The sequence below is a fragment of the Phocaeicola faecicola genome, from assembly GCF_013618865.1.
Lineage (GTDB): Bacteria > Bacteroidota > Bacteroidia > Bacteroidales > Bacteroidaceae > Phocaeicola > Phocaeicola faecicola.
Window position 1 is genome coordinate 1 of record NZ_JABSOE010000021.1, and the last position, 13,538, is coordinate 13,538.

Below are 13,538 nucleotides of genomic sequence, written 5' to 3' on the forward strand. Positions count from 1 at the left end.
ACTCGAGCATGCCTACTGGAAGGAAAAGGCTCAACAACTCTAAAGGACTAACGGGGATTTTCTCTTTTTGCTTCATGACGCAAAATTAAGGTTTTTAACCTAACCCCCCAAATTTTCAAACTGAGCCCAGCCACTTCTGACTTTCTGCGGCGGGTACAAATAAAAAAAAGACATTTAAGAAGATTTCTTAAATGTCTTTTTCAACATGTAGCGGGACCCGGGATTGAACCGGGGACCTCATGATTATGAATCATGCGCTCTAACCAGCTGAGCTATCCCGCCATCTTAAAAAACCGCCAGGCGTGGAAGCCACCTAACGGCCAAATCTTTAAATCAGTAGCGGGACCCGGGATTGAACCGGGGACCTCATGATTATGAATCATGCGCTCTAACCAGCTGAGCTATCCCGCCATCATTCTCGATTGCGGGTGCAAAGGTAAAACATGTTTTTTAATTATGCAAGCATTCGGGCAAAAAATATTTTTATTTTGATGTTTCAAGCGTCAGATTACGGGGTTTTCGCCCATCTGCCACAGAAGGTTCTTATATTCTTTTTATTTTACATCACAACCTTCTCCGGGCTCTTCATCTGTCATAATACACTGTACCACAAGAACTAAAGCCACCCTTTGCATTACCGGACATGCCGCAGCAGAGAAATTCCCGGAAAATCTTGAAAAATTAAGCCATTATTTTTTGCATCTAATTCAAAAAAACTTTCTATCTTGCCGCCCGTTATCTTAATATCAATCAATATGAAAAGAAAAATACGCATAGAATATCCGTTAAATTCGGCTTCAGGCAACGTAGTCTGGAATGCCGTCAGTACCCCTTCCGGTCTGCAGCGATGGTTTGCCGATGACGTCTCCAAAAACGCAAAGACCTACATATTCAAATGGGGAAAAACCGAAACCCGGAATGCTGCCATCATCAACTACCGGTCGGAATACTTCATCCGTTTCCACTGGGAAGACGAAGAACCCAAGACTTATTTCGAGTTCAAAATCAATTATAACGAACTTACCAACGAACACCTGCTGGAAATAACCGATTTTGCCGACCCGGAAGAAGAGACTGACGTCATCAATCTCTGGAATTCACAAATCGAAGTTTTACGAAGAGTCTGCGGAGTATAAAACATTAAAAATATACAAAACATCATGTTTCACTTCATTTTTTATGCTACTTTTGCATATTGAAAATGATTACATGATTTTAAGGAATGCTACGCATAAAAAAACTTGATATATTCGTACTGAAGAGTTTCTTACTGCTCTTTGCCGGAACATTTTTCATCTGCCTGTTTATCTTCATGATGCAGTTTTTGTGGAGATATGTAGATGAGCTGGTTGGAAAAGGTCTGGAAATCAATGTGCTTGCACAGTTTTTCTTTTATTCGGGACTGACCCTGATTCCGCTGTCACTGCCGCTGGCCATCCTGCTGGCAGCCCTGATGACCTTCGGAAACTTCGGAGAGCGGTATGAGCTTCTGTCCATGAAGGCGGCGGGAATTCCCCTGCTGCGTATCATCCGCCCCATTGTACTCTTCTGCATCTTCCTGGGAGGAATGTCCTTCTTCTTCCAGAACGTAATCGGTCCGAAGGCGCAAAAGCAGCTTTGGACCTTGCTGGTTTCCATGAAACAGAAATCGCCGGAAGTGGATATTCCGGAAGGGGTGTTCTACAGTGACATCGACGGATACAACATCTATGTCAAGCAGAAGGACCGGAAGACCGGTATCCTGAAGGATGTACTGATTTACAATTTTTCCGACGGATTTGAAAATGCCCATATCATTTGGGCAGAGGAAGGCAAGCTGGAACTGACGGCCGACAAGCAGCATCTTTACCTGCACCTGTACAACGGAGAGCAGTTTGAGAACCTGAAATCGCAGTCGGTCATTTCAAAAAATGTCCCTTACCGCCGGGAGTCCTTCAAGGAAAAGCATACCCTGATTCAGTTCAGTTCGGAATTCAACATGGTGGACGGAAGTTTCCTCGACCGCCGTTCCGACATCAAGAACATGAACGAGATAGCAGTGGCCATAGACTCACTGGTGCACCATGCCGACAGTGTGGGCCGCGCCATGCACACCGAAATCATGAATACCACTTACAAGTCTCCGATTACCAACCGGGCCGATTCGCTGAAGCTGGTGGAACAGCATCTGACGGTCATCAACACCGACAGTATCTATAATGCCATGGCCTCGGACGAAAGACTGAAAACGGTTTCAACGACCGGGAACCGGGTGTCTTCTCTGGCTTCCGACTGGAGCATGAAGAGCTTCATGACACAGACCACCGACGACGACATCCGCTCGCACCGTTCCGACTGGCACAAGAAAATCACGCTTTCACTGGCCTGCATCTGTTTCTTCTTCATCGGAGCACCGCTGGGAGCCATCATCCGCAAGGGTGGACTGGGTATGCCGGTTGTCCTTTCGGTACTGATTTTCGTGGTATACTATATCATCGACTCGGGAGCGACCCGTGTGGCGAAAAGTGGGGAAATGAACATCGTACTGGGAACCTGGATGAGTACCATCGTACTGGCACCGCTGGGAGCCTTCTTTACCTATAAGTCGAACAAGGACTCGGTAGTATTCAACATCGACGTCTATGTGGCCTTCTTCCGCAAGATACTGGGCATACGCCAGTCGCGCCACATCTTCAAGAAAGAGGTAATTATCCACAGTCCCAACTATGCCAAGAACCGTGAAGTCCTGGCACAGATCAGTCTGGCCTGCCAGAACTACCTCGACACACACCGTCTGAGGAGTGTGCCCAACTATATTCAGATCTTTACCAACAACAAGCACGACGATGCCGTGGCCGACATCAGTCAGCAGCTGGAAACCGCCATCGAAGAGTTGTCCAACTCGAAAGACGCGATTCTGCTCAACGCCATGAACAGCTATCCGTTCCTTTCCACCAAGGCCCACAAGAGCCTGTTCGACAACCGCTGGCTGAACCTGCTTTTCGGAATCATCCTGCCGGTGGGACTGGTGGTGTATTTCAATATCTGGAGATACCGTCTCCGCCTTGAAAAAGACCTGAAGGTAATCATTAAGACCAATGAGACAATTATTGCACAAATAAATAAAGAACAATTATATTTACAATAAATCACGTTATGGACAAGATCAAATTAAACACTATTGAAGAGGCGATTGAGGATTTCCGCAAGGGAGAGTTTGTAGTGGTTGTAGATGATGAAGACCGCGAAAACGAAGGCGACCTGATAATCGCAGCAGAATTGATTACTCCAGAAAAGGTTAACTTCATGCTGAAGCATGCCAGAGGGGTACTTTGTGCTCCGATTACTATATCACGCTGTAAGGAACTCGACCTTCCGCATCAGGTTACAACCAATACTTCTATCCTGGGTACTCCGTTTACCATTACCATCGATAAGCTGGAAGGCTGTACCACAGGTGTTTCGGCTGCCGACCGTGCGGCTACCATCCGTGCCTTGGCCGATCCGAACTCTCGTCCGGAAACTTTCGGACGTCCGGGACACATCAACCCGCTGTATGCCCAGGACAAGGGGGTTCTGCGCCGTGCCGGCCATACTGAAGCAAGTATCGACCTCGCCAGACTGGCAGGACTGTATCCGGCTGCCGCACTGATGGAAATCATGAACGAAGACGGAACCATGGCCCGCCTGCCGGAACTGCGCAGAATGGCCGATGAGTTCGGACTGAAACTGATTTCTATCGCCGACCTGATTGCTTACCGCCTGAAACACGAGACACTGGTAGAGAAAGGTGTGGAAGTGGACATGCCTACCGAACACGGACATTTCCGTCTGATTCCGTTCCGCCAGAAGAGCAACGGTCTGGAACACATCGCACTGATCAAGGGCGAATTCAAGGAAGATGAGCCGGTGCTGGTACGCGTGCACTCATCGTGTGCTACCGGAGATATCTTCGGATCCATGCGTTGCGACTGCGGAGAACAGTTGCATAAGGCAATGGAAATCATTGAAAAAGAAGGAAAGGGAGCCATCATCTACCTGAACCAGGAAGGAAGAGGCATCGGACTGATGGAAAAGATGAAGGCTTACAAGCTTCAGGAAGAAGGTATGGATACGGTAGATGCCAACATCTGCCTGGGTCACGAGGCCGACGAACGGGATTACGGTGTAGGAGCGCAGATTCTGCGTGAAATCGGTATCCACAAAATGCGCCTGCTGACCAACAATCCGGTGAAACGCGTGGGTCTGGAAGCTTACGGACTGGAAATTACGGAGAATGTACCTATTGAAACGACTCCGAATCCGTACAACGAAAGATACCTCCACACGAAGAAAGACCGCATGGGTCATACCTTGCATTTCAATAAATAAAACAGAAACAGCTCTCCTGTCCGTTCCGATATTCTCTGTCCGGACAGGAGATTTTTATAAAATCAACTTATGGAAACGAACAATCTTACAAGAAATCTGGCGGAAAAAACGGCTCAGTCGGTACTTTTCCGCAACGTATACACCTGGATGACACTTGCCCTGGTCATCACCGGAGCAGTAGCCATGTACATGGCCAAGTCGATGACACTGCTTTCCATGATCATGCAGAACTCCCTGCTGTTCTGGGGAATCCTGATTGCCGAACTGGGAGTGGTATGGTACCTGTCGGCACGCATCCACAGAATCTCATTTACTTCGGCGACCCTGCTGTTCATCCTTTACTCCATACTGAACGGAGCTACCCTGTCAATGATCTTCCTGATCTATACCATGAGTTCCATTGCCACTACTTTCTTTGTAACGGCAGGTACTTTCGGAGTCATGGCTCTCTTCGGATATGTCACTAAGAAAGACCTGACACGGCTCGGCAGCCTGTGCTTCATGGGAATCATCGGTATCATCATTGCCTCACTGGTCAACATCTTCCTCCAGAACTCGATGATGGAAATGATTATCTCGTACATCGGTGTCCTGCTCTTCGTGGGCCTCACGGCATACGATTCACAGAAAATCAAACGCCTTCTGATGCAGGACGGAGTGGAAATCAATGAAACCACACAGAAAATCGCCCTGCTGGGTGCCATGACTTTGTACCTGGATTTCATCAATCTCTTCCTTTATCTGCTGAGAATCCTTGGTGACAGAAAGTAAGGAAAACGCTTTTATATCTAAAAGAAAATAACTTATTTTGCAAAAAATTTCAAACTAAAATAAGACAACAACCATGAATCAACTTTCAGATCGTTTGAATAGCCTGTCCCCGTCGGCAACATTGGCTATGTCTCAGAAAAGTAGTGAACTTAAAGCACAAGGTGTGGATGTGATCAACCTGAGTGTAGGAGAACCAGATTTTAATACTCCTGACCACATTAAGGAAGCTGCCAAGAAAGCTATCGATGACAACTTCTCACGCTATTCACCTGTTGCCGGATATCCGGCTTTGCGCAACGCGATTGTAGCAAAACTTAAAAACGAAAACGGTCTGGAATATACCGCCGCACAGATCAGCTGCGCAAACGGTGCGAAGCAGTCTGTATGTAATACCATCATGGCCCTCGTCAACAAAGGCGATGAAGTAATTGTTCCGGCTCCTTACTGGGTGAGCTATCCGGAAATGGTGAAACTGGCCGAAGGTACTCCGGTAATCGTACGTGCAGGTATCGAACAGGATTTCAAGATCACTCCGGCACAGTTGGAAGCTGCCATCACTCCGAACACACGTGCCCTGATTCTCTGCTCTCCGTCTAACCCTACCGGTTCTGTATACAGCAAGGAAGAACTGGCCGGACTGGCTGAGGTACTGGCTAAGCACGAACGTGTGATTGTCATTGCAGACGAAATCTACGAACACATCAACTACATCGGCAAGCACCAAAGCATCGCACAGTTTGCTGAAATCAAAGACCGTGTAGTGATTGTAAACGGTGTGTCAAAGGCATATGCCATGACCGGATGGCGTATCGGTTTCATCGCCGGACCGGAATGGATTGTAAAAGGAGTAAACAAACTGCAGGGACAGTATACTTCTGGTCCATGCTCTGTTTCTCAGAAAGCTGCTGAAGCCGCTTATACCGGCACTCAGGCTCCGGTAGAGGAAATGCGTCAGGCATTCGAACGCCGCCGCAACCTGATTGTCAAGCTGGCAAAGGAAATCCCTGGATTCGAAGTCAACTTCCCTCAGGGTGCTTTCTACCTGTTCCCGAAATGTGATTCTTTCTTCGGCAAGAAAGACGGCGACCGCGTAATCAACAACGCAGACGACCTGGCTATGTACTTGCTGGAAGTCGGACACGTGGCTTGCGTAGGCGGTACTTCATTCGGTGCGCCTGAATGCATCCGTATGAGCTACGCTACTTCTGACGAAAACATCGTAGAAGCAATGCGCCGCATCAAGGAAACACTGGCACGCTTGAAATAATCAAGACTGATATATTACGGAAACCTGTACCGGTACAAGGATGTCCTGCGACAGACTTGCCGGTACAGGTTTTCTGTTTTCATGTACCCGCTTCCGACTGAAAGAGCCGGTCCGCAGACTACAGGAAACGGTCAGCCTTGCGTATTATATCTCCTTTCAGATAACATCTCTCCGGCATTTCTCCCAACTTACAAAAAAGCATTTATCTACGAGAATTCCTGATAAAGTATTCCATTTCTCCCCAAAAACAGCTACACTCTTCTTTAAAAACAGGGAATCATTCAGGTTATTTTCTTATCTTTACACTCGATTAACCAAATCCTGATTTTTCAACAATGAAAAAGATACTATCCTTTATCCTGCTTATCCTTTCTGTCTTTCTGATGGGATGTTCCTCTTCGAAGTCTGAAGATCAAAAACTGCTGGAGGAACTGGACAACGTAATTAAGGAACACAGCAAATACGATCAGGCAATAGAAGAAAAGATCGATAAGCTGAATAAAGTGCTCAGCTATACTCCGAGGTCGGAGGTAAAGACACGCTTTGAGGTACTGGGAGAACTGTTCGACATCTATCGCTCGTATCGGGTGAACAAGGCACGGGAGATTGCCCAGCTCCGGCTGGAACTGTCCCGACAGCTGGATGAGGAATGTCAGGAAGAGGCGCTGATGAACAATGCCGACGCACTGTATAAATCGGGCAATTATCATGCGGCGTTTGAGGAACTGAAAAAAATATCTTTCGACTCTACGGTATACCGGACCAGCTATTTTCATTACCTGAGACAGGCCATTTCGCTGTCCATATCGAACGATGTATACGGCAAGGACAACCATCACATGCTGAAAAACCAACAGCTGGTCTACCAGAAGGATGCAATGGAGGTGAATCCTCCGGGAACCTACGGCTATATTTCCAATTTATATAAACACAATCTTTCACAGGGGGATACGGTGGGCGCCATACAACTGCTGGAGAAGTTTTACAAGGAAACACAACCCGACAGTCTGGAACCCGACAAAGCGAGTCTGGAATTCGACATTGCCAACCTCTATCTGATGCAGAAAGACACGGCCAGCGCCAAGCATTACCTGATTCTTTCGTCGCTGACCGACCTGAAAAATGCCAAGAAAGTATACATGTCCTTGCAGAACCTGGCCATCCTGCTCTTCTATGAGGGAGATGTGGAACGGGCTTACAGTTACATTTTATGTGCCCTCGAAGACATCAACGCAGGACATGCCAAGTACCGGTTCACAGATATTCTGACCTATCTTCCTATTATCAGCACCGCCAATGAAGTCCGGGTGAAAAAGAATGTGCGGCAGTTCCGGGCATTCATCTCCATCTTGTCGGTACTGATCATTCTGCTGGTCACTGCGTTCGTGCTGCTGAAGAAGCGGACCAACAAACTGGAGGAGGCACAAAATGCCTTAAAGAGCCAGAACCAGCACCTGAGGGAACTGTCGGACAATCTGATGGCCATGAATGAGCAGATAAAGGAGAAGGAACACATCCAGGAAGAATATATCGGCCTGCTGTTTAATGTATGCTCGGAATACATCAAGAAACAGAATACGCTGTATAAGGGACTGAACCGGATTGCCAGCAACGGACGCATAGCCGATCTGTCGAAGTTCATCAGCGAGCAGCAGAATTCGTCCGACGACTTCAAGGATTTCATCCATAAGTTTGATACGATTTTCCTGAACATCTTCCCTGATTTCGTGGAAAACTTCAATGCCCTGCTCCGGCCGGAAGAGCGCATCCAGCCCAAGGAAGGTGACTTGCTGACTCCCGAACTCCGTATCTATGCACTGATGCGGCTGGGCATCCAGGACAATGCCAAAATCGCCAGTTTCCTGCATTATTCCCTTCAGACCGTATATAATTATAGAATGAAAATGCGCAACAAGGCGCTTCCGGAAAAAAAGGACCTGATTGCGCAGCTCCAATACTTGTAAAAAGACTTACTCAAATATTACTCTCGTCTTACAATCAGGCGGGTTATTCTATTGAATTTCAATAGAATAACCCGCCTGCCTCATCATTTATACTTACTCTCCCCCTTCTTTACATCAAAAACCGATGTACTCTGTGTAAATTCGCATCAGTTCGATAAGGAACACACAATACCGGTTGCGCCTAAATACTAAAAACAGATATAAAATGAAAACACAAATCATCTTCCATTCACCCCTTCATGCAGGGCATTGCCTTTCTTCGGCATAAATCGGATAATTTGAACAAGTACCGAACACCTTTTATCGGAAACACGCATGAAACCGTAACGGATATTGCCCGTTTGTCTTTATAATACAGTTACTCAAAAACGCAGAAATTTCATATTAAACATTTATTTTTCAATAGGTTACATTTATAATAATTTACTCTGATATTGTAAGGCCGTATTTGTAAAACAAATGAAATATCCCAACTATACCTTTGTATCAACAAACTCAAAAAATCAATTATGAAACAAAAAAAGACACACAGAAGTTTAGTAAGGCTGATGGGAGTCCTGCTGTCTGCCTTATTGTTTTGCGTTCATGTACACGCACAAGACTTGATTGTAAAAGGTCACGTAGCTGACCCGACCGGTGAACCGATTATCGGAGCCAACATTATTGTGATAGGAACCACTACCGGAACCATCACGGATTATGATGGAAACTTCACATTGAAGGTGGCCGACAAAAAAGCCGTGCTCCGCATCGGATACATCGGTTATAAGGAAGTGGAATTACCGGTATCTGCCAACTTGCTCCAGATTGTGTTGAAAGAAGATACCGAACTGCTGGATGAAGTAGTGGTTATCGGATACGGTACCGTAAAAAAATCGGATGCAACCGGTTCGGTAACTGCCATCAAACCCGATGAATTCAACAAAGGAATGCAGACCACTGCTCAGGATGCGCTGGTCGGAAAAATGTCCGGTGTGAACGTAGTGGCCGGTTCGGGAGCTCCCGGTTCCAGCGCTACTATCCGTATCCGTAGCGGTGCCTCACTCTCTGCTTCAAACGACCCGCTGATTGTCATCGACGGAGTACCGGTAGATAACTCAACCATCGAAGGTGGAGGTAATGTCATCGGTGCCATCAACCCTAACGATATCGAAACATTCACCATCCTTAAGGATGCTTCGGCCACTGCCATCTATGGTTCCCGTGCATCCAATGGTGTCATTGTCATCACTACCAAGAAAGGAACCAGCAGCAAACCGCAGGTAAATTACTCGCTCAACCTGGCCATGAGTACGACAGCGAAACGACTGGAAGTACTCGATGCCGAAGAGTTCAAGGAATTTGTACCGACAGTAACAGGAGTTCCTTCCAACCCTTCTTTCGGTACGGCTTCTACCGACTGGCAGGATGAAATCTACCGAAATGCATTCTCACAGGAACACAACCTGTCGGTATCAGGAAAAATCAAGGAAACAACTCCGTTCCGTGCTTCTATCGGATATACCAACCAGGCCGGTATCATCCGCAACAATGATTATCAGCGTGTGACATTCAACGGAGGTATCTCTCCTAAGTTCTTCGACAAGCATTTGAGTATCGACCTGAACCTGAAGATGTCGTACGAAAGCAATGACAAAGTAGACGACAGTGTAGTAGGCAATGCCCTCAGATACGATCCGACCCGTCCGGTAAAGACCGGAAGCAGCACAGCCTCAACCGATCCGGGACTGGGATATTTCATCTGGATGAACGGAAACTCACCGATGGCTATCCAGACCGATAATCCGGTCGCTCAGCTGGAACTGCAGAAAGACAATACAGCCATCCTGCGTTCCATCGGAAATGCGAACATCAATTATCAGGTGCATGGATTCGAAGACCTTCAGTTTACCCTGAACATGGGATATGATATTCTTTCCAGCAAAGAAGACAAGGATGTGCCTAACCTGGCAGGTATGATGTATACGTCTAACATGAAAGACGGTACGGGACTGGCATACGACGGAAAGCAGGAAAAGAAGAATACGCTGCTTGATTTCTACGGTACTTATACTCCCGACTTGGGCGAAAAGCACAGTTTCAATTTCATGGGAGGATACGGATGGCAGCATTTCTGGAGAAAATACAATACGACTACCCTTTCTCCGGAAGGAGAAGAACTGTTCTCTCCGACACACTATGAGACTGAATATTACCTGTTGTCACTGTATGGCCGTCTGAACTATACGTTCAACAACCGGTATATGATTACTGCTACCCTGCGTGCAGATGCTTCTTCCCGTTTTGCGGCCAACAACCGTTGGGGATACTTCCCTTCTGTAGCTCTGGGATGGAAGATCAGTGAAGAGGATTTCTTCAAGGAACAGGATGTAATGACCGACCTCAAACTCCGTCTGAGCTATGGACAGACCGGACAGCAGGATATCCTGAACGACTATCCGTATATGACTACCTTCAATGTGTCTTATCCGGAATCTTCTTATCTTTTCGGAGATACCTGGTACCGTACTTACCGTCCTAACGGATACGACCCGGATATCAAATGGGAAACTACGACAACTTACAATGCCGGTATCGACTTCGGCTTCCTCAATAACCGTATCTATGGTTCGTTCGATTATTACCAGCGTCATACAAAAGACTTGCTGAATACCATCAATGTGATTGCCGGAACCAACTATGCTCCGGTGCTGACAACCAACATCGGTGCGATGGACAACAAAGGTGCTGAATTCTCTATCAACTTTGTTCCTGTAAGTACCAAGGACTGGAACTGGACCGTAGGTTTCAACTACACCTGGAACGACTCGGAAATTACCAAGCTGAACATGATTGATTCTGAAAACAATTTTGTCCAGACTGGTTCCATCTCCAACACCGGAAAGACCGTACAGGTATTCATGGTGGGCAAGCGTCCGTATACATTCTATCTGGCCAAACAGGCCTATGACGAAGCCGGCAAACCGATTGAAGGCAAATACGTTCAGCCCGACGGAAGCGTTTCTTCTACTGAAACCCGATATGCAACCGACAAGAGTGCCCTGCCGACTTCTTACCTCGGATTCAATACGCAGGTAAGCTACAAGAACTGGGATTTTGCAATCAGCGGACACGGTTCTTTCGGCAACTATATCTATAACTATGTGGCCGCCGACCAGTATCTGCAGTCGGTATACAGCGACCAGGGAAGCTACTCCAACATTCTGAAGGTGACACGTGATACCGGTTTCCAGACACAGCAGCTTTATTCAGACTACTACCTGGAAAATGCTTCTTTCTTCCGTATCGACAATATCTCACTGGGATATACCTTCGAAAAACTCTGGAAGACAAGCAGTTCATTGCGGTTGACCTTCGGTGTGCAGAACGTGGCTGTCATTACTGGATATTCCGGACTTGACCCTGAAATCTACAGCGGTATCGACCGGGAAGTATATCCGCGACCCAGAACTTATTCATTTAGTGCAAACCTGACTTTCTAACTCAAAAACGATTAAGATCATGAAAAAATTACTATACAGTTTATCGTTATTTTTAGGATTGACATTATCCTCTTGTTTCGGTGATCTGAATACAATGCCGCTGGATGAAAATCAGCTGGTGACCGAAAAAGTATACAGTACCCCAGAAGGCTATACCGGTGTATTGGCCAAGTGTTATGCCTCACTGATCCAGACCGGACAGCAGGGTGGAGACGGAGGTGACGGTGACCTTGAAGGTGCCAATGAAGGATATTCCGGATACGTACGTCTGCTGTTCTATCTGGAAGAACAGAATACCGACAACTTCCTGATGCCTTCTACTTCCAACGGATTGAGACAATGTCTGAACCTGCAATGGGATGCGGCAAACGCTTCTGTCATTACCTGGACCTACCAGCGTCTGTACATGACCATTGCCTATACCAACGAAATCCTGCGTGAATGCACCGAAAGCAAACTGCAGGAAAGAGGTGTCTGGGATGCTCTGAAAGACGATTACCTGCATTACCGTGCAGAAGCCCGCTTCATCCGTGCTTACTGTTATTCCATGCTGTGCGACCTGTTCGGCTCGGTTCCTTACATCGATGAATATACCGGTGTAAAGGATATTCCGGCACAGTGGAGCAGAAAAGACATCTTCAATTTCGCACTTACTGAACTCCAGGAGATTGAAAACGACATGGTGGCTCCGGGAGAAAATGAATACGGAAGAGTAGACCGTGTAGCCAACTGGTTCCTCCGGGCACGTATGTACCTGAACGCAGAGGTTTGGACCGGTGAAAGCAAGTATCAGGAAGCTTATGAGTATGCCAAGAAGGTCATCGACGACGGACATTATCCGCTTGCTCGCGACTACCGCCAGATTTTCCTTGCCGACAACGAAACCTGCAGCGAAATCATATGGCCGCTGGTACAGGACGGACAGTATGCACAGAGTTCAGCAGGTACCAACTTCTTCGTAAAAGCCTTTGTCAACGGTCCGATGGATGAACTTTACCAGACCGGTGTCGGTTCAAGAGGATGGGGCAACGTCCGTGCAAAGACCACTCTGGTAGATGCCTTCGATGCCGACGATGTCATGTTTGACACAGAAGATACATGGGGCAACCAGAAAAAAGACAAACGGGCACAGTTCATGACAGCACTTCCGGGACAGGTAAAAGAAACCTGGGATGAAAACATGGCAATGACCAGTACCTTTACCCGCGGATACGGATACATCAAATGGAGAAACGTCACCAAGGACGACCAGCTCTGTGCAGCCGGAGATACCTATACTTCCATCGATTTCCCGCTGTTCCGTACCGGAGACGCTTACCTGATGGCTGCTGAAGCCATTCTCCGCGGAGCCAATGCCCCACAGGGTGCAGCCCTGGGTTATGTCAACGAAATCCGTGAACGTGCCTATATGTCGGACAACTATGCACAGGCAGGCATACGCTCGGATGTATCCGGAAGAATTCAGGAATCTGAACTCAACCTGGACTTCATCCTTGCTGAACGCCAGCGCGAACTGGCCAGTGAGCTTGTCAGAAGAACCGACCTGATCCGCTTTGGAAAATATACCAAGAACCACAACTGGGACTGGAAGGACGGAATACGTACCGGAGGAGATGTAGACGATAAATACGTCCTTTTCCCGATTCCGGAAAGTGAAATGGTCAACAATCCTACCCTCATCCAAAATAAAGGATATTAACTGCT

At 47.1% G+C, this 13,538-nt stretch carries 8 protein-coding genes and 2 tRNA genes; 8 read left to right on the plus strand and 2 right to left on the minus strand.

Annotation, left to right across the window (positions count from 1 at the left end; translation table 11 throughout):
- Positions 1-208: 208 nt before the first annotated feature.
- Positions 209-282: transfer RNA gene (locus H3001_RS07490), tRNA-Met, on the minus strand.
- A gap of 55 nt (positions 283-337) precedes the next feature.
- Positions 338-411: transfer RNA gene (locus H3001_RS07495), tRNA-Met, on the minus strand.
- A 344-nt stretch (positions 412-755) separates the two neighbouring features.
- Here H3001_RS07495 and H3001_RS07500 point away from each other — a divergent pair.
- The 8 genes from H3001_RS07500 to H3001_RS07535 all read left to right on the plus strand — a co-directional run bounded on the left by H3001_RS07500 (position 756) and on the right by H3001_RS07535 (position 13,533).
- Positions 756-1,136, plus strand: coding sequence for an START-like domain-containing protein (locus H3001_RS07500; protein WP_181214566.1), 381 nt, complete (start codon positions 756-758; stop codon positions 1,134-1,136).
- Positions 1,137-1,222: 86 nt separating this feature from the next.
- Positions 1,223-3,127 carry an LptF/LptG family permease gene (locus H3001_RS07505; RefSeq protein ID WP_181214567.1) on the plus strand — a complete coding sequence of 635 codons (1,905 nt, stop codon included), beginning with the start codon at positions 1,223-1,225 and terminating at the stop codon, positions 3,125-3,127.
- Positions 3,128-3,135: 8 nt separating this feature from the next.
- Positions 3,136-4,350 (plus strand): bifunctional 3,4-dihydroxy-2-butanone-4-phosphate synthase/GTP cyclohydrolase II, encoded by a 1,215-nt coding sequence (locus tag H3001_RS07510; RefSeq protein WP_181214568.1) that lies wholly within the window; start codon positions 3,136-3,138, stop codon positions 4,348-4,350.
- Between the two features lie 69 nt (positions 4,351-4,419).
- Positions 4,420-5,121, plus strand: coding sequence for a Bax inhibitor-1/YccA family protein (locus tag H3001_RS07515; protein ID WP_181214569.1), 702 nt, complete (start codon positions 4,420-4,422; stop codon positions 5,119-5,121).
- 73 nt (positions 5,122-5,194) lie between these two features.
- Positions 5,195-6,388, plus strand: a complete 1,194-nt coding sequence (locus H3001_RS07520) for a pyridoxal phosphate-dependent aminotransferase (protein WP_181214570.1) — start codon at positions 5,195-5,197, stop codon at positions 6,386-6,388.
- A 335-nt stretch (positions 6,389-6,723) separates the two neighbouring features.
- A complete protein-coding gene (locus H3001_RS07525; protein WP_181214571.1) occupies positions 6,724-8,352 on the plus strand; it encodes a DUF6377 domain-containing protein in 1,629 nt (542 codons plus the stop codon).
- A 509-nt stretch (positions 8,353-8,861) separates the two neighbouring features.
- Positions 8,862-11,834 carry a SusC/RagA family TonB-linked outer membrane protein gene (locus H3001_RS07530; RefSeq protein WP_181214572.1) on the plus strand — a complete coding sequence of 991 codons (2,973 nt, stop codon included), beginning with the start codon at positions 8,862-8,864 and terminating at the stop codon, positions 11,832-11,834.
- A 19-nt stretch (positions 11,835-11,853) separates the two neighbouring features.
- Positions 11,854-13,533 carry a RagB/SusD family nutrient uptake outer membrane protein gene (locus tag H3001_RS07535; protein ID WP_181214573.1) on the plus strand — a complete coding sequence of 560 codons (1,680 nt, stop codon included), beginning with the start codon at positions 11,854-11,856 and terminating at the stop codon, positions 13,531-13,533.
- Positions 13,534-13,538: the final 5 nt, after the last annotated feature.